Here is a 23,931-nt window from a genome sequence, read left to right on the forward strand (position 1 = left end):
TGACCACAACCCCTACAACCACTCCCACCGACGAGTCACGCCGCCGGACGCTCCACCGCGCGTGGCTGAGTCCATTCTCGGACTAGGTCGCGCAGCGACCGTGTCGAGATGAACCAGGCACGCCCCTGCGCCGGCTGAGCGACCGAGGAACGAGGGAGTCGAAGCCAAGCCCACAGACTCGCCCAAGAACTTCTCCAAACCCTCTTGACTGAATCAAACACAGTGACTATTGTTGGATGCAGCAGATGAGAGGAGGTGACCAAAGATGACCACCAACGAACGAGCCCAAGTGTTCGCCGCGATCCGCGCCGAAAGCGACACCATCGCCCAGGCCGAAGCACACCGCCTGGTCGCGATCGCCGCCGCCTGCGACACCTACTCCGGCCTCAACACCCACACCGACGAACTCACCACCCGCGTGCTCCACGGTGAACAACTCGTCTTCCCCGGCGCCGACGGCACCCCCGGCATCACCGAGTTCTTCCACCTCGAACTCGCGCTCTCCCTCGAGTGTTCACCCGAGACCGCGCAGGTCTGGACCGCCGACGTGCTCAACCTCCGCCACCGGCACCCGATCCTGTGGCAAGCCACCCTCGACTGCGACATCCCCGTCTGGGTCGCCCGCGACATCTCCCGCGCCGCCCTGCACTTGAACTTCACCCAGGCCCGCGAATTCGACTCCCTCTGGTCACTCCGGCTGGTCAACCTCACCCCGAAACGAGCGGTGGCGACGACCGAGGCCCAGGTCGCGTTGATTCTCAACGACGACAAAGAAGCCGAACGCCAGGCCGCCAAGAAGCAACGCCGCGTCGAGTTCCAGTCGTCCTCGATAGCAGGGATCACGAACCTGTTCGCATCGATGGACGCTTGTGATGCGCACCAGCTCAACGGCACCCTCGACCGCCTGGCCGATGTCTTGAAAGCCGGCGGCTCCACCGCCGGCCGTGACGAGCTCCGCGCCGAAGCCCTCGGCCACCTCGCGCATCCCGACCGGGCCCGACAGTTGCTCCAGCCGTCGTTGCTCGACGGTGCGATCGTCACCCCGCAAGGGGATGTGGTCAACAGCAACGGCGAAGTCGTCACAACGACAAGCGAGAGGTGCCGGCACGGCGCCGGGCTGATCCTGCACATGAACTCCCGAGACCTGGCCAACGGCCGTGGTGGTGAAGGCGAAGCACTCGGGCCCGTCACCCTCCAGCATCTGAAAGAACTGCTGGAGCACTGCTCCGGCACCGTGAAAGTGCGGCCGGTCATCGACCTGGCCGCCCCGGTGATGGTCAACACCTACCGACCCAGCGACGAGTTGGCGCAGCGGGTGAAGCTGCGGGACCGCTACGTCCGCTTCCCGCACTCCAATCGCTCCGCGTTCGGCCGCGGGATCGACCTGGACCACACCATCCCCGCACCCGACGGACCGACCAGCTCGAGCAATCTGGGACCGCTGACCCGAACCCCGCACCGCGCGGTCACCCACGGCGGCTTCCTCATCGAACAACTCTCCTCAGGGGTGTTCCACTGGAAAACTCCCGCCGGGCAGGAAGCCTGGCTCACGCCCCACGGCACCTGGGACCACCCACCACCCGACCACCTGATCAACGACCCGGCCGCCTCCCTGTCCCGGACCGAGCAACTCCTCCGCGACACCCTCGGCAACGGCCAGACCCAGTTGGAGAAGGAACAGGCCGAAGCCGAACAAGCCGCCGACGAAGCTCGCGAACGCGAGCGACTCCGCCGCGCCCGCAAAGCCCAACGCCTCCGCGACCTACGCCAGGCGGCCCGCGACCAGGCCAACGCAGCCAAACAGAAGAGGGCGAAGAAGCCGGCTCCGCCGGATTCCCAACCTGCCCTGATTCCCAACCAGGGCTAGGTTTTCACACGCCCATCGAGCAGGCCGGTATGCCAAGATGGCGCATGAGCAGCCCCACCCGGCACACCGTGCGCACCCGCGAAGAGCAGATCGAGGCCGGGTTGGACGCCCGCGAACGCATCCCGCCGGCGAGTCTCGGTGAGCTGGCGGGGTACGCCGGGCGTACCGACCCGGTCGACCTGCTGGCCGACCAGTCCGCCGACCGGATCGCCGAGCTGGTACCGATCCGCTACGGCCGGATGGCCGCGACCCCGTTCACCTTCTTTCGCGGCGCCGCGCTGCCGATGGCCGACGACCTCTCGCGTACCCCGAACTCCGGGATCACCGTCTGGCTCTGCGGGGACGCCCACCTGAGCAACTTCGGGTTGTACGCCACCCCCGAGCGGGAACTCGCGTTCGACCTGAACGACTTCGATGAGGCATACCCCGGCCCGTTCGAGTGGGACGTGAAACGGCTGGCCGCCAGCATCATGGTCGCCGGCCGCGAGAACGGTTTCACCAGGAAGGAGGCGCGGCGCGCGGTCCGCGCGATGGCGAAGCGCTACCGTGCGGTGATCCGCGAGCAGGCCGACAAGCACACCCTGGCGGTCTGGTATTCCGGGGTGAAGGCCACCGACATGGTCGAGGCGGTCGGCGCGGAGCTGGACACCTCGGCGACGAAGAAGACCCGCAAGGCGCTGCAGAAGGCCCGGCACCGCAACAACGTGCAGGCCTGGGGCAAGCTGACCCACGAGGTCGACGGGATCCGCCGGTTCACCGACGAGCCGCCGCTGATCGTCCCGATCCACCAGCTCGCCTCCCCCGAGCTGATCGCCAACGGCTTCCAGAACGTGCGCCAGGCGTTCGACCGGTACCGCAGCACGCTCAGCTTCGCGCACCGCCACCTGCTCAACGAGTTCGAGGTCAGCGACATCGCCCGCAAGGTCGTCGGGGTGGGCAGCGTCGGGATGGATGCCTGGATCGCGCTGATGCACGGGGCGGCGCAGGACGACCCGCTGATCCTGCAGCTCAAGCAGGCGACCACCTCGGTGCTGCAGCGCTATCTGCCCGGCCCGGCGTACCAGCATCACGGGGAACGGGTCGTCGACGGACAGACCCTGATGCAGCGCACCAGCGACATCTTCCTGGGCTGGCAACGCACCGAGGGCGTCGATGGGACGACCCGCGACTACTACGTGCGCCAGCTGCGCGACGGCAAGGGCTCGGTCGTCGTCGAGGCGCTGACACCGCAGGAGATGGCGATGTACGCCGAGTTCTGCGGGACGGCGCTGGCGTACGCCCATGCCCGCGGCGGTGACCGCTACGAGATCGCGGCCTATCTGGGTGAGGACAAGGCCTTCGACAAGGCGATGGTCGCCTTCGCCGACGCGTACGCGGCCCGGAATCTCGAGGACTATGAGAAGTTCACCGCGGCCATCGCCGACGGCAGCCTTCCCGCCGAGACCGGCGTGTGATGCTGGAGCCTGTCAGCGGCGAACGCGGATCCGAGCCAAGGAGAGGAATGACATGACCAAGGTGCTGTACGCCGAGTTCACCGCGACCCCCGGCAATGCCGACCGGGTCGCCGAACTGCTGGCGGGGTTGGCCAGGGATGTGCGGGCCGAGGAGGGCAATCTGATCTTCGATGCCCATCGGCTCAGCGAGGACCGGGACAAGTTCTTCGTCTATGAGGTCTATCGCGATGACGACGCCTTCGAGACCCACATCGCCGCCCCCTATGGCGCGGTGTTCAACGCCGCCCTCAACGACCTGATCGTTGAGGACCACTCGGTGCTGACCTTCCTCGACCCGGTCGAGTGACCCCGCCCACCGCAGACATGACAGAAGGCCCTGGTCGGAAACCTCTCCGGACCAGGGCCTTCGCGTTGTCGGGGTGACAGGATTTGAACCTGCGACCTCTTCGTCCCGAACGAAGCGCGCTACCAAGCTGCGCCACACCCCGATGCCCCGAACCGTCGGCTCCGGGCACCCGATGAATGATAGACCCACCGAGGTTCGGGCCACAAACCGGAATCAGCGGGCGATGGTGATGGTGTCGTAGGGGCGGACCTCGCGCGCGACGGTCCGCAGCTGCTCATCATCGATCGTGATCCCGGCGCGGGCGGTGCCGTCGTCGGCCTGCACTGCGGCCGCGCGCGCACCCTGGTCGAGCGCGATCGCGATCCGCGGGTCGGCACCGGCGAGATAGGGATTCGTCCCCAGTGGGTACGCCTCGGCGAGCGGATAGCTGCCCGCGGCCAGCCCGCTCTCCCACGCATCGGCCGCGACGACCTGGTCGAATCCGCAGGTCGAGTTGGTGCGCAGATAGAGCTTCAGCGAGGCGGCGGCGCCGGTGCCGCTGACCACGGTGAGGCTGCGGTTGTTCGCCGGCCAGACCACATCGACCCCGTCCAGGGTGAACCGGCACTCGGTCCACAGCGGCGAGGATTCCGGGCGCCCGGTCATCTCGATCCGGGTCGCACCGCTCGCCGCGTCATAACCGATCCGGCCGTACTGGAAGTCGCTGGCCCGCCCACCGGGCACGGCGTACTCACCGCCGACCGGCAGCCCCAACTCGGACACCTCCGCACCCACTGCCCGGTAGCGGGCCGCGATCGCACCCTGCACCGCCTGGGCACCGGTGGCCGGCGACCAGAGGATGACCCCGTTGCTGAAGCTGCTCACCCGGCTGCCCGGCAGCCGGCCGTCCTCCTCGTCGCTGGTCGGCAGACCCAGGCCGGCCCCGACCTGGCGGTAGCGCTCGGCGATCACACCCTGCACGGCGTACGCGCCGAGCTCCGGTGTCCAGTAGATCTGGCCGTTCTGGAATGCGGTCCGCCGGGCACCGAGGTGACCGTCGGTCTCGTTGCCGACCGGCAGCCCGAGCGCCTCCCGCACGGCCGGATCCCCGGCGTACCGGCCGTCGATCTCCCCGAAGACCACCTGCGCACCGGTCTCGGCGGACCAGTAGATGGCACCACCGGTGAACCGGCTCTGCCGGCTGCCCGGACGCGAGCCGTCCTGCTCGTCACCGACCGGGGCGCCGAGCCGGGTCTGCTCGGCCGCGCTCAGGGTGCTGAACCGCCGCTCGATCGCGCCCACCAGGACCCGGGCGGCCGGTGGGGCGTAGTAGATGGTGCCACCGGCGAAGCGCTGGATCCGGCTGCCGGGCACCGGCCCATCGGTCTCCGCGCCGACCGGGCTGCCGAGATAGGAGTTCGTCCCGCCGAGCTGCTGCCAGCGCTCGGTGATCGGGGTGGGCGCGTTCGGGGCCGCGGACGCCGAGGGCGCGAGCAGCGCGAGCACGGCCACGCCGAGCCCGAGCACCATCGCGAACCGTCGGCGCACGATCACTCCTCTCCTCACCGTTCGGCAGCGTAGGACGGGTGCGCGCGGGGGGCCTAGAAACTCTCAGCCGCCGGCTGAGGGTTGGGGTACGCCCGATCGGGCCACCCTGCAGCCACCGGCGCGGCGCGTTAGGCTGCCCGGGAGCGCCCAATCGGGTTCTGGCAACGATGAGGGAGATGGCATGGACAAGGTGGTCCGTTCGGCCGCCGAGGCGGTGGCGGAGATCCAGGACGGGTCCCGGCTGACCGTCGGTGGCTTCGGGTTGTGCGGCATTCCGATGGTGCTGATCAAGGCGCTGCACGATGCGGGCACGACCGATCTCGAAGTGGTGTCGAACAACTGCGGGGTCGATGACTGGGGGCTGGGCATCCTGCTGGGTGACAAGCGGATCAACCGCATCATCGCCTCCTATGTCGGTGAGAACAAGGAGTTCGCGCGGCAGTACCTCTCCGGGGAGCTCGAGGTGGAGCTGACCCCGCAGGGCACGCTGGCGGAGCGGATGCGGGCCGGCGGCAGCGGGATCCCCGCCTTCTACACCGTCACCGGTGTGGGCACCCAGGTGGCCGATGGTGGCCTGCCGTGGCGCTACGACGCCGATGGCAATGTCGTGAAATCCTCGCCACCGAAGGAAACCCGGGTCTTCGAGACCCTCGATGGCGACAAGGAGTTCGTGCTCGAGCACGCCATCGTCTCCGACTTCGGCCTGGTCCGCGCCTGGAAGGGCGACCGGCACGGGAACCTGGTGTTCCGCGAGGCCGCGCAGAACTTCAACCCGGTGTGCGCGATGGCCGGCAAGGTGACGATCGCCGAGGTGGAGGAGCTCGTCGAACCGGGCGAGATCGATCCCGCCGAGGTGCATCTGCCGGGTGTCTATGTGCACAAGGTGGTTCCGCTGACCCCGGAACAGGCCGCCGACAAGCGGATCGAGAAGACCACCGTACGTCCCCGCCCGGAGTCGGCGGACGCGCAGAGCAAGGAGGCCTGAGATGCCCTGGACCCGTGAGCAGATGGCCGCCCGCGCCGCGCAGGAGCTGGAGGACGGCTCCTATGTGAACCTCGGCATCGGGCTGCCGACGATGGTGCCGAACTATGTCGCCGACGATGTGGAACTGGTGCTGCAGTCCGAGAACGGCATCCTCGGCACGGGGGCGTACCCCTATGAGGGTGATGAGGATCCCGACCTGATCAATGCCGGCAAGGAGACCGTGACGCTGCGCAAGGGCGCCTCGCTCTTCGATTCCGCGCTCAGCTTCGGGATGATCCGTGGCGGCAAGATCGACGCCGCGATCCTCGGCGCGATGCAGGTGTCGAAGAACGGTGACATCGCCAACTGGATGATCCCCGGCAAGATGGTCAAGGGCCCCGGCGGGGCGATGGATCTGGTGCACGGCGCCAAGAAGGTGATCGTGCTGATGGAGCACGTCGCCAAGGACGGCTCCTACAAGGTGGTCAACGAGTGCTCGCTGCCCTACACCGGCAAGGGTGTGGTGCAGCGGATCATCTCCGACCTCGGCGTCATCGATGTCACCGAGAACGGCCTGGAACTGATCGAACTCGCCCCGGACGTCACCGAGCAGGAGATCCGCGACAAGACCGAACCGGAGCTGATCAGCAAGCTCTGAGGGTCAGCGCGGCGGTTGCTGGGTCTGTTGCAGGTACGCCCCGGGCGGACCCGGCGGGTGGGTCGATTGCGCGCCCTGGCGTCCACCCCAGGCCTTCACGACCGCCAGCACCAGGCAGACCGTGCTGGCCAGTCCGAGCACGCTCGCGACGATCTGCGGCACGAGGACGATCAGGACCCGGTCGGCGGAGTCGGAGGCGAGGGCCGTCACCGCGGGGAAGCTCGCCCGGGCCAGCAACATCAGCACACCGGCCACCACGACCAGCACCCGCACGGCGCCACCGGTCTTGACGATCGCGAAGATCAGCACCGCAAGCGTCGCCAGGGTGAACGCGATGGACATCACGGACACGATGAGGCCGATCTGCGCGACCGAGATTGATCCCATGCGGCAACGCTAGTCGGCGACGGTGTCAGCGATCTCGCGGCCCGCGTCGATGAGGGCGGTGAGCATGGCATCGGCGGCGGGGGTCCGCGCGGTGCCGCGGAGGACGGTGACCCCGACCGACCAGCCGACCTCATCCAGCGGCAGGTCGAGTGTGGTCAGGGCCGGGTCGTCGCGGACCAGCGACCGCGGCAGGATCCCGAGGTACCGCCCGGTGCCCAGCAGCCGCCGGATGGTCAGGAAGGTGTTGCACTCCACCACATTCGCCGGCAGCACGCAGCCGTGCCGGGTGAAGAACTGCTCCACCTCGGTGCGCAGGGTGGTCTCGGCGACCGGCAGCAGCCACGGCTGGCCCAGCAGCTCGGGCAGCTCCGGCGGCGCGGCCGAGGCGAGCGGATGCCCGGTACCGACCGTGAGCGCCATCGGCTCGCGATACACGCCATGGAAGGAGAAACGGGGATCGTCCTGTTGTGCCGCCCGCCCGGTGATCAGGTCCAGTCCACCCGCCGCCAGGGCCGAACGCAGCATCCCCACGGTGTCCTCGCGGACCACCACCCGCAGTCCCGGATGCCGACTCTTCAGCCGGTCGATCGCCAACGGCAGCAGCAGATGCGCCGCCGCCAGATAGGTGCCGACGGTGACCGTGCCCAGATCGGCGCGCCCGAGCTGCTCGAGGTGGGTCTGCGCGCTGCGCAGCTCCGCCAGCACCGACTGCGCGTGCCGGACGAACGCCGCACCGTAGTCGGTGACCGTCATCCCCCGCGGGTGCCGCTCGAACAGAGGTACGCCCAGGATCTCCTCGAGTTCCTGGATCGCCCGGGTGACCACCGGCTGGCTGATGTAGAGCTCCTCGGCGGCCCGGACCAGGCTGCCGTGCTCCGCCACGGCCGTGACCAGTGTCAGGTGCCGCAGCTTCAGCCGGCTGTCGAATCCTCGCGTGCTCATCCCGCCCCCTCCGCGTACACCTATGCCCGGAGAGGCATAGCCCCTGCGCGAAATCCTACTGGCTGGGTATCGCCCCCGGGGGCACAATCAAACCAGAGCAGCCGAGCAAGGAGGACCATGACCGACGCCAGAACCGTGCCGGGCAAGGCGAAACCGCGCGGCCGCTTCCCGCATGTGAAGGTCTCCGGCGGGTTCGCATTCGTCTCCGGCACCAGCAGCCGTCGCCCGGACAACACCTTCGCCGGGGTCGAGGTCGACGAGCTGGGCACCACGAACCTGGACATCCGCGCCCAGACCGAGGCGGTGATCGGCAATCTCGCCGACATCCTGGCCGAGGTCGGTGCCGGGCTGTCCGACATCGTGCAGATCACCACCTTCCTGGTGAACATGAACGACTTCGGTGGCTACAACGAGGTGTACGCCCAGCACTTCGAGGAGACCGGGCCGGCGCGCACCACGGTCGCGGTGCACCAACTCCCCCATCCCCATCTGCTGATCGAGATCCAGGCCATCGCAAGCATCCCGGAGGAGCAATCGTGAGCATCCCGACCGTCTTCAACTTCGAACGTTGGATCGCCGAGCATCAGGACCAGCTCCGGCCACCGGTGAACAACAAGCAGATGTATGAGCAGACCGCCGACTTCATCATCCAGGTCGTCGGTGGCCCCAACCAGCGCACCGACTTCCATGTCGACCCCTACGAGGAGTGGTTCTACCAGTACCGCGGCTCGATGCACGTCAACATCCAGACCGAGAACGGGGCCGAGCGGGTCGTCATCAACGAGGGTGACATGTGGCTGCTGCCGGGCAATGTGCCGCATTCGCCGCAGCGCCCCGAGGCCGGGTCGATCGGCATCGTGGTGGAACGGATCCGCCCCGAGGGTGTCCTCGAGTCCTTCCGCTGGTACTGCCCCGAGTGCAACCACCAGCTCCATGAGGTGGAGTTGCAGGTGCGTGACATCGTCGCCGACCTGCCGCCGGCCTTCGAGAAGTTCTATGCCGACGAGGAACTGCGACACTGTGCCAACTGCGGTGCGGTCCATCCGGGGCGCGGCGCGTGAGCCAGGAATCCCAGCCACCGTTGACGAATCCGATCCTGGACAAGGTCGACGCCCATTCCCATCACGTCCCGCACGGTTGGCCGGAGCTGGCCGAGGTCGCCGGTGGTGGGGCGGACTGGCCATGGCTGAAACCGCTCACCGAGCGGGAGGCGATGATCATGGTCGGCTCGACCGAGTTCCGGCGGATCGGTGACAACTGCTGGTCCCCCGAGGTCCGCCTGTCCGACATGGCGCGCAGCGGGGTCACCCACCAGGTGGTGTCACCGACCCCGGTGTTCTTCGGCTACGACCGCCCGCCGGAACAGGCGATGCGGGTGGCCCGGGTGTTCAACGATCTGGGTCGGGAGATGTTCGCCGACACCGGCGAGGCGTTCAGCACCTTCTGCCAGGTGCCGCTGCAGGATGCCGACCTGGCGTGTGCGGAGCTGGACCGCTGCCTGGCGAACGGTCACCGCGGTGTCGAGATCGGCAACCATGTCGGCGACCGCGATCTCGACGACGCGGGCATCGTCACCTTCCTGCAGCACTGCGCCGAGGTCGGTGCACCGGTTTTCGTGCACCCGTGGGACATGCCGAACTCGCCGCGGCTGAACCGCTACATGCTGCAATGGCTGACCGGGATGCCGGCAGAGACCCATCTGTCGATCCTGTCGCTGATCCTCAGCGGCGCCTTCGACCGGATCGATGACCGGCTGCGGATCGCCTTCGCCCACGGCGGTGGGTCGTTCGCGTTCTGGCTCGGCCGGGTGGAGAACGCCTGGCAGCGCTCCCCGAATGTCAACCGGGGCAGCGAAAAACCGCCGTCACACTATCTGGACCGGATCCTGGTGGATTCGGTGGTCTTCGACCAGCGGGCGCTGCGGCTGCTGGTGGACACCCTCGGCGCCGACCACGTGCTGCTCGGCTCGGACCACCCCTATCCGCTCGGCGAGGAGCCGGTCGGCCAGGTCGTCGAGGACGCCGAGGCCGCCGATTGGCTCACCGCCGAGCAGGCGGCGGCGATCCGTGGCGGCAACGCGCGCCGCTATCTCGGTCTCGCCTAGGCGTACCCGTCAGCGGCCGGTGCCGGCGTAGACGACGGCCTCACCCTCGGCGTCCAGCCCGAACGCGGTGTGCGCGGCACGGACCGCGCGATCCACCGCCTCGGCGTCGACGACCACCGAGATCCGGATCTCGGAGGTGGAGATCATGTCCAGGTTGACCTCGGCATCGGCCAGCGCCCGGAAGAACCGCGCGGTGACCCCGGGGTGCGACTTCATCCCGACGCCCACGATCGACACCTTGCCGATCTGGTCGTCGAAGAGCAGCTCCTCGAAACCGACCTCGGGCTGGATCTCGTTCAGCTTCTGCATCGCGTTCCGGCCCTCGGTCTTGGGCAGGGTGAAGGAGATGTCGGTGCGCGAGGTGGAGACCCGCGACTGGTTCTGCACGATCATGTCGATGTTGATGCCGGAGGCGGCGATCGCGTCGAAGATCCGGGCGGCCTCACCGACCTTGTCGGGCACCCCGACGATGGTGATCTTGGCCTCGCCGCGGTCGTGCGCGACACCGGAGATAATGGCCTGTTCCATCGGGTTTCCATCCTTGTCGGTCGTGGCGATGTCCTTGAGGTCCTTGACCCAGGTGCCGGGGCGGTCGGAGAAGGAGGAACGCACATGCACCTGCACGTTCTCCCGGCGGGCGTACTCGACGCAGCGCAGGTGCAGCACCTTGGCGCCGCTGGCCGCCATCTCCATCATTTCCTCGTAACTGATCTCGGGCACCTGGCTGGCGGCCGAGACGATCCGCGGGTCGGCGGTGAAGATGCCGTCCACGTCGGTGTAGATCTCGCAGTAGTCGGCGCCGACGGCGGCGGCCAGCGCGACCGCGGTGGTGTCGGAGGCGCCGCGGCCGAGGGTGGTGATGTCCTTGGTGTCCTGGGCGACGCCCTGGAAGCCGGCGACGATCACGATCGAGCCCTCATCGAGAGCGGTGGTCACCCGGCCGGGGGTGATGTCGATGATCCGGGCATCACCGTGCTTGCCGGTGGTGATCACCCCGGCCTGGGAACCGGTGTAGGAGCGGGCCTCGACACCCAGATCGGCGAGCGCCATCGCCAGCAGCGCGGCACTCTGCCGCTCACCGGTGGTCAGCAGCATGTCCAACTCGCGCGGCTTGGGGATCGGCGAGACCTGCAGTGCCAGGTCCATCAGCTCGTCGGTGGTGTCCCCCATCGCCGAGATCACCACGCAGACGTCCTTGCCCGACTGCTTGGTGGCCAGGACCCGCTTGGCGACGCGCTTGATGCTGTCGGCGTCGGCGACCGACGAGCCGCCGAACTTCTGCACTACCCGGGTCAACTCATTCTCCTCGCTGCCTCACCTGGTCGCGGCCCGCGAACGGGGTCCGCCGATGCAGCGGCCACAATACCGGCCGTGCGGGAGGGCACCAGACTCGTCCACGGGCGCCGGCGCGGTGCCTCTAGGCTGAGCCCATGACTACGCGCTGGGGTATCGCCGGGACCGGACGGATCGCCGATGTGGTGGCCGAGGACTTCGCCCATGTGAGCGATGGTGAACTGGTCGCGATCGGCTCCCGGGACGCCGACCGGGCGGCCGAGTTCGGTGCCCGGCACGGCGGCGCCCGCGGGCTGACCTATCGCCAGCTGATCGACGATCCCGAGGTGGATGCGATCTATCTGGGTACGCCGCATCCGCAGCACCGTGATCTGGCCCTGGCCGCCATCGCCGCCGGAAAGGCCGTCCTGGTGGAGAAGGCGTTCACCGCGACCGTCGCCGGTGCGGAGCAGGTGGTCGACGCCGCGCGGCAGGCCGGGGTGTTCTGCATGGAGGCGATGTGGACCCGGTTCCAGCCGGCGACGGTGAAGGCGCGGGAGCTGATCGCCGACGGCGCCATCGGTGAGGTGCGCCAGGTGCAGGCCGACCTGGGTGCCTACCGGGCGTACGACCCGAGCGACCGGCTCTTCGACCCGAAGCTCGGTGGCGGGGCGGCCCTGGATCTGGGTGTCTATGTGCTCTCGATCGCCCAGCAGTTCCTGGGTACGCCGGACAAGGTCACCGCGCACGGCGAGTTGGCGCCCAACGGGGTGGACATGAGCTTCGGCGCGCTGCTCGGTCACGCGGACGGGCGCGTCGGCGTGGTCACCGCCGGGTTCGACGTGGCGTCCCCGGGCCGCGCGGTGGTGATGGGCAGCGACGGTTCGATCGAGCTGATGCCGCGCTTCCACCACCCCACCCGGCTGCGGGTGACCCCGCGCCAGGGTGATGCCTATGAGCTCGAGCTGCCGGCGAGCGGGCGCGGGTACGCCCACGAGTTCAACGCGGTCGATGAATACCTGGCCCAGGGGTTGACCGAGAGCCCGGTGATGCCGCTCGATGACACCCTCGCCGTCCAGCGGATGCTCGGCCAGGTCACCGACCAGCTCGGCGTCCAGTACGAAGAAGGCACCGTCGAGGTCTGACACCCCACGCTCATCGAGTGGCCGACCATGCGCAGCGACGCGGAGCAATGGTCGGCGTGGGATCGCGTCAGAGAGGGCGGAAGGTGAGGCCCAGGCTGAAATCCCGCGGGGTGAGCCAGTGTTCGCGGCTGGGCGGGGCGCCGCAGGCGGCGGAACCGAGGGCGTGCTGGGCGAGGTCGAGATTCAGCCAGTGCCGGTCCCCGGCCACCAGGTCATCGACGTGGGTCGCGGCGGCCAGCTGCTCGGCGGTCCACGGGCGCAGCGACACGTTGATCGGGGTGTCGGACTCGATCCGCAGCCCGTGCCCGGCCTCACCGCCGCCGACCAGACACCAGCTCACCTCGGCGCGGTTGCCGTTCTCCTGCGGGAAGACATACGGCGTCTGCAGCTCGTCGATCCCGGCGGTCCAGCGACCCAGTCGCTGCGACTCGTGCGAGTCGACATAGGCCTCCCCCGGGCCGCAGCCGAACCAGGTCAGCCGATCCCATTCGGCCGGTACGCCGAACCGAAGGCCGATCCGCGGCAGGGTCGCCCCGAGGTCGCCGACGACCTCACCGGTCACGTCCAGGCGTACCCCGCCCGGCACGGCGGTCCAGCGCCAGCTGGTGCGGTACCCGGCGTTCGTCGCGGCCGGACCATCCTGGGTGACGAACTCCAGCCCGGTGGCGGTGTCGGCCGCCGAGACCAGCCGATGGTGCAGTCGGTGCAACCCGATCCGCTCCCAGGCGGTGGCGGCGTCGGCGGCATGACTGCCCCGCCGGTCGTTGTCGATCGGTGCCCGGTAGAGATCCAGCACCGGGCCCTCGACGGCGACGCCGAACAGCTCGGTGAGGCGGCCGCGCCCGTCGAAGCTCGCCACCTCCGGCGCGGGTCGTCCCGCTCCCGCGTCCGGCGTACCCGGTTCGCGCCGATCCGCCTGGCCGAAGGTGATCTCGTGGCCGGTCTCGGCCCAGTTCCGCGCCTCGGCCAGTGTCGCCGACACCGTGAGCACACCCGCCCCGGTGGTGGGCAGCGGCACCGTCACCCGCTCCCCGGTGGCCACCGGCGGCACGCCGAGCTCCCCGGACTCGAGCTCGTCACCGGAACCGTCGACCAGCGTCCAGGCGAACCGGAGATCGGTGCAATCGCCGTGCCGGTGGAGATTCTCGACCTCCACCACGTCGGCACCGATGGTGATCCGGATCGGTTCGAACACCTTCTTCAGCTCGATCAGGCCCGGGGACGGAGTGCGATCGGGAAGCACCAGCCCGTCGATGACGAAGTTGTCGTCGTGCAGTTCCTCGCCGAAATCCCCGCCATAGCGGAAACTCCGCCGCCCCTGCGCCGGTGTGATGCCGTGATCGAGCCACTCCCAGACGAACCCGCCGGCGATCCGGTCGTGCCGTTCGATCAGCTCCTGGTGCTCGCGCAGCTCCCCCGGCCCGTTGCCCATCGCGTGCACGTATTCGCAGAGCATGAACGGCAGGCTGCGGCTGCGTTCGGTGTAACGCGGCGGCACCACCCCGGTCTGGTAGCCGTCGTGCTCGGCGAGCCGCTGCCCGATCGCATCGATCTCGCTCAGTGAGGAATACATCCGCGAATAGATGTCGACGTATTCGCACTCGTAGTCACCCTCGTAGTGCACCGGCCGTGAGGGGTCGCGTTCCTTCGTCCAGGCAGCCATCGCGGCGATCCCGGGTCCGGTGTGCGATTCGTTGCCGAGGGACCAGAGCGCGATGCAGGGATGGTTCTTGTCACGCTCCACGGTGCGCTGCATCCGTTCCAGCAACGCCGGGAAGAAGCGTTCGTCGGTGGCCGGCGTGCCCTGCCAGCCGATCACCTCGAAACCGTGGGTCTCCAGGTCGCATTCGTCGATCACCCACAGCCCGTATTCGTCGCAGAGATCCAGAAAGTCCGGATGCGGCGGATAGTGCGAGGTGCGCACGGCGTTGATGTTGTGGCGCTTCATCAGCAGCACATCGGCCAGCATCGTCGCCCGATCGAGCGTACGCCCGGTCTCGGGATGCCATTCGTGCCGGTTGACGCCACGGAAGATCAGCGGCCGGTCGTTGGCGTACAGCACCCCGTCGCGGATGGCGATGCTGCGGAAGCCGATCCACTGCCGCACGGTCTCGCGCTCGCCGACCACCTCGAGCAGGTAGCGACGCGGTGACTCCGCCGACCACGGTTCGATGCCGGGCAGCTCCCGGGTCTCCCCCGGTGCCAGCTCCAGATCCAGCTCGGGCAGGCGTACCGTCGCCGGCCCGCCGCTCACCTCGACCCGCAGGGTGCCGACCCCGTCGGCCCAGTCGGCGTGCACGAAGACGTCGTCGATGCCACCGGCGGGGCGGGTGAGCAGGCTCACCGAACGGAAGATGCCCGAGAGCCACCACATGTCCTGGTCCTCCAGATAGGAGGCGGCCGACCACTTGTGCACCCGGACCGCGAGCACGTTGCGGCCCGGTACCAGCAGGTCGGTGACGTCGAACTCGTGCACTAGCCGGGAGCCGGTCGCGGTGCCGACGAGTTGTCCGTTCAGATAGCAGGCGAAGCTGGAGTCGACCCCGTCGAAGCGCAGCAGCACCCGGTCCTGGTCGTCCCCGAATCCCTGTGGTGGCGTGAAATCCCGGCGGTACTCCCCGGTCGGGTTCGCATCGGGAACGTGCGGCACGTCGATCGGGAACGGATAGAGCACATTGGTGTACGCCGGCAGGTCCCAGCCGAGGGGGTCCTGGTCCGGGGTGCGCTCGGCGATGTCGGTGAGCTGCCAGCAGGACGGCACCGGCAGGGTGCGCCAGTCGGAATCGTCGAAGTCGACGGACTCGAACCCCTCGGTGGTCGCGGCCAGGCTCGGTGACCAGCGGAACCGCCAGTCCCCGTCCAGGTCCAGGCTCGGCGCCGAGGTGTCGAGCCGGGCCCGTGGCGGCAGCACCCCCTGCGACGCGGTGAAGTCCTCGACATAGCCGAAGTCAGTCATGCTCTCTCTTCCTGTGTCCACGCACCGCTGCGGGATTGTCGCTGGCCGCCATCCACCCTGCCACACGCCTGCGGTAGCCATGCGCCGACTAGGCTGGAGGAATGAGCGACGAGCAGTTTTCGATGCGAGCCGGCGATGCGGATCGTGACGATGCTGTGTCGTTGCTGCAGGAGCACCTGACCGCCGGCCGGTTGAGCCACGAGGAGTTCGATGAGCGGATCTCCAAGGCGCTGAGCGCCAAGACCCAGCAGGAACTGCGGGACCTGTTCACCGATCTGCCGGGCCGGCGACCGGGTGAGGCGGCCGGCGCGTCGCGGGCACCGCAGGATCCGCCGGGCCGTGGTTTCGCCGAGTACCCGCAGACCCCCGGTGGCTATCCCGCCCCGGTCGACCACCCGGCGTACGGCCCCGGTGCCGGCTTCGCGCCGCCGAAACCCGAACGCCCCTGGTTCGCCCAGTGGTGGCTGCTGCTGGTCGCGATCTTCGTGTCCGGGATGAGCGGTGGCCGGCTCGGCCCGCTGGTGCCGATGGTGATCATCTGGCTGTGGGTGGTCTGGCCATTCCTGATCCGACCGCGGATGGGTCAGCAGTACCAGCCCCGGCAGGAGCAGGCGCCCTATTCGATGCGGATCACCCACACGGTGCGGGAGACCTACTATCCGACCCATGGATCGCGGCCGCTGACCAATGAGCAGCGGTTGCAGATCGAGGGCGCGCTGACCTACGGCAACAAGCACGAGGCGATCCGGCTCTACCAGGAGTTCACCGGCGCCGGGATCCCCGAGGCCACCCAGGTGGTCCGTACGATGCAACGCGAACTCGGCGGCTGAGCACCTCCCGCGATACGCTCGCCACAGGCCCTTCCGGACCACCAGCGATTGCGGTTCCACCAGGGGCCGGAAAGGTGGCCAGGTGTCCGCAACGGTTCTTGTGCTCAACAGCGGCAGCTCATCGGTGAAGTTCGCCCTCTACGATCCCGAACGCGAGCAGGAGCTCCTCAGCGGCATCGCCGAACGGGTCGGTACGCCCCGGGCGAGCGCGACGATCCGACTGCCGGACGGCGAACGCGAACTGACCGACCTGGGCGACGGTGATCATCAGGCGGTGCTGAGCCGGGTGCTGTCGGGGCTCGGTGACTGGCTCGACGAGCAGGGCCATCACATCGCCGCGGTCGGGCACCGGTTGGTGCACGGCGGGGAGCGGTTCCACTCCTCGGTGGTGCTGGATGAGGAGACCCTGGCCGCGGTGCGGGACTGCATCCCGCTCGCCCCGCTGCACAATCCGGCCAACATCGCCGGCGTCGAGGCCGCCCAGCAGGTGCTGCCGGAGGTGCCGCAGGTCGGGGTGTTCGACACCGCCTTCCACCAGACGATGCCGGCGCACGCCTATCGCTATGCGGTGCCGCCGGAGTGGTACAGCGACCTGGGCGTACGCCGGTACGGATTCCACGGAACCAGCCACCGCTACGTCTCGCAGCGCGCCGCCGAGTTCCTCGACCGGCCGCTGGCCGAGCTCCGGATGATCACCGCCCACCTGGGCAACGGCTGCTCGCTGACCGCGATCCGTGACGGCGTCAGCGTGGACACCTCGATGGGACTGACCCCGCTGGAGGGTGTGGTGATGGGCACCCGCTCCGGGGACGTCGATCCCGGCGTACCGGGTTATGTCCAGGATCGGACCGGTGCCGAGCTGGAACAGATCACCCTCGATCTGAACAAGCGCAGCGGGCTGCTCGGCCTCTCCGGGGTGAGCAACGACATGCGCGAGATCCGAGCCGCCGCCGACGACGGCGATCCCGACGCCCGGCTGGCGTTGGAGGTGTTCGGCTATCGGCTCGCCAAATACGTCGCCGCGCTGGCGGTCGCGACCGAGGGGGTGGATGTGCTGGTGTTCACCGGCGGCATCGGCGAGAACGACACCCAGATCCGTGCGGAAGTGCTGCAGCGGTTGGGATTCCTCGGGCTGCGCCTGGATGCCGGCGCCAATGACGCACTGCGCGGCGAACCGGGTGTGATCACCACCGAGGACTCCCCGGTCACCGCCCTGGTCATACCGACCGATGAGGAACTGGTGATCGCCCGGGACGCCCACCAGCTCACCACGGAGGCAGATCGATGAGCCGCCGGATCCTGGTGGTGCCGATCAACCACGGTGCCGAACTGACCGCCACCTGTCTCGGCCTGGTGCACGCCCTGGACGCCCGGGGGGTCGATGTCGGCTATCTGAAGCCGGTCGCGCAGAACCGCGGCGGCCGGCCCGACCACGCGCATCGGCTGGTCCGCCTGATCAGCCCGTTGCAGGCACCGGAGCCGATCGGGGTGAGCGAGGCCGAGGGGTTCATCGCCCGCGCCGAGGACGACGACCTGATGGAGCGCGCGCTGACCGTCGGCGAGGAGGTGCTCGCCCGCCACGATCTGGTGGTCGTCGAGGGTCTGCTGCCGAGCGCGGAGCTCACCTATTCCGGTCGGGTCAACCACGACCTGGCGCAGGCGCTGGACGCGGAGATCCTGCTCGTCGGCGCGGTCCGGGACCATTCCCCGGAGCAGCTGGCCACGCTGGTGTCGGGGGCGGCGGGCTCCTATGCGGTCGGTGAATCGAGCCGGGTCTGCGGGATCCTGCTCTGCCGGTTGCCGGCCGACGCGGACGCGGAGGCGTACCGGCGCCTCGTCGGGCGCAGCGGGCCGCCGGTCGTGGGGGTGGTCACCGAGTCGCCGGACCTCTACTGGCCGCGGGTCGCGGATCTGGTCCGCCAGCTCGACCTGGAGGTGCTGAACGCCGGCGATCAGGAGCGCCGGATCCGGCGTACCACGATCATCGCCCAGGCGATCCCCGGTGCGGTGCCCGAGCTGAAGGAGGGCCGGCTCTGCGTCTTCCCCGGTGACCGGCACGATGCGGTGATGGCTTCCGCACTGGCGACCATGAGCGGTACCCGGTTGGCCGCGGTGCTGCACACCAAGGGTGTCCCGCCGGACCCGAGCCTGATGGCGCTCGCCCAACCGGCACTGGATTCCGGCCTGCCGATTCTGCTGTCCCGCGAGGGCACCTTCGACACGGTGGACAAGGTGATCCGGATGGACACCGAGATCCCCGCCGACGATGAGACCCGCACCCGGCTGGTCACCGAACGCTTCGGCGAGGCGTTCTCCGAGCAGTGGCTGGCGAGCCTGCCCGCCGAGTCCACCCGGCGCCGGCTCAGCCCGGCGGCGTTCCGTCGCCAGCTGACCCTGCTGGCGCAGCAGGCCGGCAAGCGGATCGTGCTGCCCGAGGGTGCCGAACCGCGGACCGTGCAGGCCGCCTTTTCCTGTCAGCGCAAGAAGATCGCGCAGTGCGTGCTGCTGGCGCCGCGCCCGGAGGTGGAGGCGGTCGCGATGCAGCTCGGGCTCGAGGTGCCCGACGACATCGAGATCATCGACCCCGCCGAGGTGGCCGACCGCTATGTCGATGCCCTGGTGGAACGCCGCAGGCACAAGGGCATGTCGCCGCAGATGGCCCGGGACTCGCTGGCCGACACCGTGGTGCTGGGCACCATGATGCTCTATCTGGGTGAGGTCGACGGGTTGGTCTCCGGGGCGGTGCACACCACCGCGAACACGGTCCGCCCGGCGCTGCAGATCCTCGGTACCAGCCCGGATGCCAGCCTGGTCTCCTCAGTGTTCTTCATGGGCTTGCCCGATGAGATCGTCGTCTACGGTGACTGTGCGATCAATCCCGATCCGGATGCCGAGCAGCTGGCCGATATCGCGATCCAGTCGGCGGATTCGGCGAAGGCCTTCGGGATCGAGCCGCGGGTGGCGATGATCTCCTTCTCCACCGGGACCTCCGGGGCCGGTGCGGATGTGCAGAAGGTGGCCCGGGCGACCGAGCTGGTACGCCAGCGGCGCCCGGATCTGCTGGTCGACGGCCCGCTGCAGTACGACGCGGCGACGACCGCCTCGGTGGCCCGCTCCAAGGCACCGGATTCCCCGGTCGCCGGTCGGGCGACGGTGTTCATCTTCCCCGATCTGAACACCGGTAACACCACCTACAAGGCGGTCCAGCGCAGCGCCTCGGTGATCAGCGTCGGGCCGATGCTGCAGGGCATCGCCAAACCGGTCAACGATCTCTCCCGCGGCGCCCTGGTCGAGGACATCGAATACACCATCGCCCTGACCGCGATCCAGGCGGCCGCCGCCGGCTCCTGACCCTCCGAACTTGTCAGGGGTTATGCACACTGCCTGCGCCGAGAACTGTGTGATCGGCCCCAGGAGTTCGGATGGCGCGCCGCGCGCGAGCCGGACGACACACCCCATTCACAGGGTCCTCACAAATTGGCGACGTTTACTCTCCCGCATGACATCCGATCCACGAGATCTGCGCATCGGGGACGCCGAACGCGACGACGCCACCCAACTGCTGCAGGAGCATTTGAGTGCCGGCCGACTGGACGCCGACGAGTTCGACGAACGCGTGCAGCAGGCCCTGCAGGCGACCCATGAATCCGATCTGGGCGCCCTCTTCCGTGATCTGCCGGGCCGCCGACCGGGGCAGGGGATGGCCCCGGCCCCGGTGCAGCGCCCGCTGGTCCCGCAGAGCCCGATCCCGCCGATCGCCTGGTGGATCGGTACCGCCACGCTGGCGGCCTTCACCCTGATGGCGATGATCGCGCCGCTGGCGGCGCACCATCCCGGCCGGTACGGGCATCACGGCCGGGGTCGTGGCCCGGCCGCCGATCAGGTCGCCCAGCAGGGTGGCCAGCCGGTCTTCTGGGTGGTGCTCGGGATCATCGGCCTGGTGGCCCTGGTGGTCGCCGGGGTGTTCGCCGTCCGGAAGATCCGCAGCAGGCGCCGAGCCTCCGCGAAGCGCGGCTGAACCGGGGTGATACGCCGCCTCAGCGGCGTACCACCCGAACCGCCAGACCCAGGTCGGCGTCGCTGACCCAGCCCTCGCCCTGCCCGTCGCCGCGGCGTACCGAGCCGGCCAGCACCTCGTCGGCGATCAGGTCGGCGTGCCGTTCCACCGCCTCGGCGAGCTCACCCTCGGCGGCCCAGTCCAGCGCGATCCGGTCGGACACCTCGAAACCGCTGTTCTTGCGGGTCTCCTGGATCAACCGGATCGCCTCCCGGGCCAGGCCGGCGAGCCGCAGCTCGTCGCTGACCTCGAGATCCAGGGCCACCGTCTCGCCCTGGTCGTTGACCACCGACCAGCCCTCGCGGGGGCGTTCGGAGACGATCACGTCGTCGACCGCCAGTTCGACCGGTTCGGCACCGACCTCGGGCACCTCGATCGTCGCGGATCCCCGGGTACGCAGGGATTCCGCGAGCGCTGCGGCATCACCGGCGGCGATGGCGTTCGCCACCACGGGGGTCTGCTTGCCGAACCGCTTGCCGAGCGAGCGGAAGTTGCCCTTGACGGTGTAGTCGACCAGGTCCCCGGCGGAGCCGAACGGCTCGACCGCGACCACGTTGAGCTCGGCGGCGATCTCGCTGCGCAGTTCCGGAGTCAGCGAGTCGTACGCCGCAGAGGGCACCAGGATCCGTGCCAGCGGCTGACGCACCTTGACCCGTGCCTCGGCCCGGGCCGCGCGGCCGAGCTCGACCAGCCGCTCGGTGAGCGCCATCGATCGCTCCAGCTGCTCGTCGACCAGTGACTCGTCGGCCACCGGCCAACTCGCCAGGTGCACCGAGCGCGGGCCCTCGGGATCGCTGCTGACGAAGAGATCCTGCCAGACCCGTTCGGTGATGAACGGGGTGAGCGGGGCCATCAACCGGGTGAGCACGTGCAGGGTCTCGTGCAGCGTCCAGAGCGCCGCCGGGTCGCCGTCCCAGAACCGCCGCCGGGAGCGCCGGACGTACCAGTTGGACAGTTCGTCGATGAAGTCCTGGATCAGGGAACCGGTGCGCTGGGTGTCGAAGTTCTCCAGTGCCGCGGTGACCTCCTGCACCAGCCGGTTGGTCCGGGAGGTGAGCCAGCGATCCAGCACGTGCCGCTCGGCGACGGGTGGGGCCTCACCGGCCGGCGCCCAGCCGTTGGTCCGGGCGTACAACGCATGGAAAGCGACGCTGTTCCAGTAGGTGAGCAGCACCTTCCGCACGGTCTCGGTGATCGAGGCGTTGCCGACCCGGCGGGCCATCCACGGTGACCCGGAGCAGGCCATGAACCAGCGCACCGCGTCCGCGCCGTGGTCGTCCATCAGCGGGATCGGTTCCAGGATGTTGCCCAGATGCTTGGACATCTTGCGGCCGTCCTCGGCCAGGATGTGGCCGAGGCAGAGCACGTTGCGGTAGTCGTTCTGATCGAAGACGGCGGTGTTCACCGCCATCTGCGAATAGAACCAGCCGCGGGTCTGGTCGGTGGCCTCGCAGATGAAGTCGGCCGGGAAATGCTTCTCGAAGACCTCCGCCGAGCCCTCCTTCCACGGATAACCCCACTGCGCGAACGGCATCGACCCGGAGTCGAACCAGGCGTCGATCACCTCCGGCACGCGGCGGTAGGTGCCCGGCTCACCGTCGAGGGTGAAGGTGACCTCGTCGATGAACGGACGGTGCGGGTCGAGATCGGAGAGATCCTTGCCGGCAAGGGATCCCAGCTCCTCGAGGCTGCCGACGGCGACCACCTTGCTGGGGTCGGCGTCGTTGCGCCAGATCGGCAGCGGGGTGCCCCAGTAGCGGGTCCGCGACAACGCCCAGTCGACGTTGTTCTTCAGCCAGTCGCCGTAGCGGCCCCACTTGATGGTCTCGGGATACCAGTTGGTGTTCTCGTTCTCCCGCAGCATCGCATCCTTGAACTCCGTGGTCCGGATGTACCAGGAGGGCTGCGCGTAGTACATCAGCGGCGTGTGGCAGCGCCAGCAGTGCGGATAGGGGTGCTCGTGCTTCAGGGTCCGGAACAGCGTGCCCTGCTCGCGCAGGTGGTCGATGATCACCGGATCGGCGTCCTTGAAGAACAGCTCGGAGACGAACCCGTTGCCGGGCAGGAAGCGTCCGTCCGGGCCGATCGGGTTGACGAAGGCGACGCCGTTCCGCTTGGTGGACAGGAAGTCGTCCTCGCCGAAGGCCGCCGACTGGTGCACCAGCCCGGTGCCCTCGCCGGTGGTCACATAGTCCTCGGTGACCACGAACCAGGCCCGGCCCGGCTGCTCCATCACCTCGATCGGGCGCTGGTAGTCCCAGCCGACCATCTCGGCTCCGGTGAACCGCTCACCGGCCTCCCAGCCCTCACCGAGGGCGAACTCGACCGATTCCGCGGCGACCACGACCGGCCGCTCGCCGTCGGAGCGGGCGACCACATACTCGATCTCGGCGCCGACCGCGATCAGCGCGTTCGAGACCAGCGTCCAGGGCGTGGTGGTCCAGATCAGCAGGTCCGCGCCGTCCGGCAGCCCGGGCGTGCCCCCGGGGGCGTAGGGGCCGGAGGTGAGCGGGAAGCGGGCGTAGACCGTGGTGTCGACGGTGTCCTCGTAACCCTGCGCGACCTCGTGGTCGGAGAGCGTGGTGCCGCAGCGCGGGCAGTAGGGGGCGACCCGCTGATCCTCGGTCAGCCAGCCCTTCTCGTAGATCTGCTTGAGCGCCCACCATTCGCTCTGCACATAGTCCGAATCCATCGTCCAGTAGGCCTCGTCGAGGTTGACCCAGTAGCCCATCCGGGTGGTCAGCTCGGCGAAGGCGTCGACATGCCGCATCACCGACTCGCGGCAGCGGGCGTTGAACGCCTCGATGCCGAAGGCCTCGATCTCCGGCTTGCCGTTGATGCCGAGTTCCTTCTCGACGGCGAGTTCGACCGGCAGGCCGTGGCAGTCCCAGCCGGCCTTGCGGTCGACCCGGCGGCCCTGCATGGTGCGGAACCGCGGGAAGACGTCCTTGAAGACGCGGGCCTCGATGTGGTGGGTGCCGGGCATCCCGTTGGCGGTCGGCGGGCCCTCGTAGAAGGTCCAGGTCTCACCGTCGGCGGTCTGCTCCAGGGATGCCTCGAAGGTGTCCTGCTCGTTCCAGAGCTGGAGGATCTCGCGCTCCATCTGGGGCAGGTCGATCTGCGGCGGCACCGCGCGGTAGCTCTCGGTGCGTTCGGTGGCCGACTCGGTGGTCGTTTCACTGCTCATCGGAAAGGGCGTCCTCTTCGTGGATCCTGCACTGCGAAGAGGGACGAGCCGTCGGCCCGCGGTACCACCCTCGTTGGCCGGCCACCCACGGCGTCCGGCCCACTCGATTGCTCGCCGCGGCCGGGTCTAGTGAGCGAGGCGTACGCCTCAGCCGTTCTTCCGGCAGCTCCGGGGTGATGGCCCCATCAATGCCTTGCGACCTCTCCATTTTGACAGATGGCGCAAGACTGCTCCA

General features: G+C 68.8%; 19 protein-coding genes and 1 tRNA gene. 13 read left to right on the forward strand and 7 right to left on the reverse strand.

All coding sequences use genetic code 11. From position 1 onward, the window contains the following. Window positions 1–265 precede the first annotated feature (265 nt). From C8D81_RS08180 to C8D81_RS08190, 3 genes are read left to right on the forward strand one after another with little or no spacing between them, the layout of a single operon-like run. On the forward strand, window positions 266–1,867 hold the full coding sequence (locus C8D81_RS08180) for a hypothetical protein (protein WP_094429855.1): 1,602 nt from the start codon (window positions 266–268) through the stop codon (window positions 1,865–1,867). A 44-nt stretch (window positions 1,868–1,911) separates the two neighbouring features. Beyond that, window positions 1,912–3,321, forward strand: coding sequence for a DUF2252 domain-containing protein (locus tag C8D81_RS08185; RefSeq protein ID WP_133625890.1), 1,410 nt, complete (start codon window positions 1,912–1,914; stop codon window positions 3,319–3,321). 52 nt (window positions 3,322–3,373) lie between these two features. Then, the gene (locus tag C8D81_RS08190; protein ID WP_133625891.1) at window positions 3,374–3,667 is read left to right on the forward strand and encodes a putative quinol monooxygenase; all 294 of its coding nucleotides are present in this window, start codon (window positions 3,374–3,376) and stop codon (window positions 3,665–3,667) included. A gap of 68 nt (window positions 3,668–3,735) precedes the next feature. Here the strand turns inward: C8D81_RS08190 and C8D81_RS08195 are convergent. Further along, window positions 3,736–3,809, reverse strand: a tRNA-Pro gene (locus tag C8D81_RS08195). A 71-nt stretch (window positions 3,810–3,880) separates the two neighbouring features. Then, window positions 3,881–5,194, reverse strand: a complete 1,314-nt coding sequence (locus C8D81_RS08200; RefSeq protein ID WP_133625892.1) for an LGFP repeat-containing protein — start codon at window positions 5,192–5,194, stop codon at window positions 3,881–3,883. A 181-nt stretch (window positions 5,195–5,375) separates the two neighbouring features. Here C8D81_RS08200 and C8D81_RS08205 point away from each other — a divergent pair, with 181 nt between their 5' ends. Continuing rightward, window positions 5,376–6,179, forward strand: a complete 804-nt coding sequence (locus C8D81_RS08205) for a CoA transferase subunit A (protein WP_094356321.1) — start codon at window positions 5,376–5,378, stop codon at window positions 6,177–6,179. A 1-nt stretch (window position 6,180) separates the two neighbouring features. Then, window positions 6,181–6,816, forward strand: coding sequence for a CoA transferase subunit B (locus C8D81_RS08210; RefSeq protein WP_094356322.1), 636 nt, complete (start codon window positions 6,181–6,183; stop codon window positions 6,814–6,816). A 3-nt stretch (window positions 6,817–6,819) separates the two neighbouring features. On the opposite strand, the gene C8D81_RS08215 is transcribed toward C8D81_RS08210, so the two are convergent. Both C8D81_RS08215 and C8D81_RS08220 read right to left on the reverse strand, forming a co-directional pair. After that, entirely contained in the window at window positions 6,820–7,203 is a 384-nt protein-coding gene (locus C8D81_RS08215) for a hypothetical protein (RefSeq protein WP_133625893.1), read from the reverse strand. A gap of 9 nt (window positions 7,204–7,212) precedes the next feature. Continuing rightward, entirely contained in the window at window positions 7,213–8,145 is a 933-nt protein-coding gene (locus C8D81_RS08220; RefSeq protein ID WP_133625894.1) for a LysR substrate-binding domain-containing protein, read from the reverse strand. A gap of 117 nt (window positions 8,146–8,262) precedes the next feature. On the opposite strand from C8D81_RS08220, the gene C8D81_RS08225 reads away from it, so the two are divergent. The 3 genes from C8D81_RS08225 to C8D81_RS08235 are packed head-to-tail and all read left to right on the forward strand — an operon-like array spanning window position 8,263 to window position 10,249. Continuing rightward, window positions 8,263–8,685 carry a RidA family protein gene (locus C8D81_RS08225; protein WP_094429851.1) on the forward strand — a complete coding sequence of 141 codons (423 nt, stop codon included), beginning with the start codon at window positions 8,263–8,265 and terminating at the stop codon, window positions 8,683–8,685. Beyond that, window positions 8,682–9,206 carry a 3-hydroxyanthranilate 3,4-dioxygenase gene (locus tag C8D81_RS08230; protein ID WP_229117683.1) on the forward strand — a complete coding sequence of 175 codons (525 nt, stop codon included), beginning with the start codon at window positions 8,682–8,684 and terminating at the stop codon, window positions 9,204–9,206. The genes C8D81_RS08225 and C8D81_RS08230 overlap by 4 nt, the downstream gene beginning before the upstream one ends. After that, on the forward strand, window positions 9,203–10,249 hold the full coding sequence (locus C8D81_RS08235; protein WP_229119451.1) for an amidohydrolase family protein: 1,047 nt from the start codon (window positions 9,203–9,205) through the stop codon (window positions 10,247–10,249). Before C8D81_RS08230 ends, C8D81_RS08235 begins: the two co-directional genes overlap by 4 nt. Before the next feature lie 9 nt (window positions 10,250–10,258). Here the strand turns inward: C8D81_RS08235 and C8D81_RS08240 are convergent, their stop codons facing one another. Further along, window positions 10,259–11,545: an aspartate kinase gene (locus tag C8D81_RS08240; protein ID WP_094356327.1), complete on the reverse strand. Its 1,287-nt coding sequence runs from the start codon at window positions 11,543–11,545 to the stop codon at window positions 10,259–10,261. A gap of 134 nt (window positions 11,546–11,679) precedes the next feature. Here C8D81_RS08240 and C8D81_RS08245 point away from each other — a divergent pair, with 134 nt between their 5' ends. Next, the gene (locus C8D81_RS08245) at window positions 11,680–12,666 is read left to right on the forward strand and encodes a Gfo/Idh/MocA family protein (protein ID WP_094356328.1); all 987 of its coding nucleotides are present in this window, start codon (window positions 11,680–11,682) and stop codon (window positions 12,664–12,666) included. Window positions 12,667–12,733: 67 nt separating this feature from the next. Here C8D81_RS08245 and C8D81_RS08250 read toward each other — a convergent pair whose 3' ends face one another. Then, window positions 12,734–15,622, reverse strand: a complete 2,889-nt coding sequence (locus C8D81_RS08250) for a glycoside hydrolase family 2 TIM barrel-domain containing protein (protein WP_166646727.1) — start codon at window positions 15,620–15,622, stop codon at window positions 12,734–12,736. Between the two features lie 101 nt (window positions 15,623–15,723). Here C8D81_RS08250 and C8D81_RS08255 point away from each other — a divergent pair, with 101 nt between their 5' ends. The 4 genes from C8D81_RS08255 to C8D81_RS08270 all read left to right on the forward strand — a co-directional run bounded on the left by C8D81_RS08255 (window position 15,724) and on the right by C8D81_RS08270 (window position 20,470). After that, on the forward strand, window positions 15,724–16,452 hold the full coding sequence (locus C8D81_RS08255; RefSeq protein ID WP_094401786.1) for a DUF1707 SHOCT-like domain-containing protein: 729 nt from the start codon (window positions 15,724–15,726) through the stop codon (window positions 16,450–16,452). 82 nt (window positions 16,453–16,534) lie between these two features. Then, window positions 16,535–17,740, forward strand: coding sequence for an acetate/propionate family kinase (locus tag C8D81_RS08260; RefSeq protein ID WP_094429847.1), 1,206 nt, complete (start codon window positions 16,535–16,537; stop codon window positions 17,738–17,740). Further along, window positions 17,737–19,803: a phosphate acetyltransferase gene (gene pta, locus C8D81_RS08265; protein ID WP_098476913.1), complete on the forward strand. Its 2,067-nt coding sequence runs from the start codon at window positions 17,737–17,739 to the stop codon at window positions 19,801–19,803. The genes C8D81_RS08260 and pta overlap by 4 nt, the downstream gene beginning before the upstream one ends. A gap of 148 nt (window positions 19,804–19,951) precedes the next feature. Continuing rightward, window positions 19,952–20,470: a DUF1707 SHOCT-like domain-containing protein gene (locus C8D81_RS08270; RefSeq protein ID WP_166646728.1), complete on the forward strand. Its 519-nt coding sequence runs from the start codon at window positions 19,952–19,954 to the stop codon at window positions 20,468–20,470. 19 nt (window positions 20,471–20,489) lie between these two features. Here the strand turns inward: C8D81_RS08270 and ileS are convergent, their stop codons facing one another. After that, the gene (ileS, locus tag C8D81_RS08275; RefSeq protein ID WP_094429844.1) at window positions 20,490–23,696 is read right to left on the reverse strand and encodes an isoleucine--tRNA ligase; all 3,207 of its coding nucleotides are present in this window, start codon (window positions 23,694–23,696) and stop codon (window positions 20,490–20,492) included. Window positions 23,697–23,931 lie beyond the last annotated feature (235 nt).

This window comes from Enemella evansiae, from assembly GCF_004362375.1.
Classification (GTDB): domain Bacteria; phylum Actinomycetota; class Actinomycetes; order Propionibacteriales; family Propionibacteriaceae; genus Enemella; species Enemella evansiae.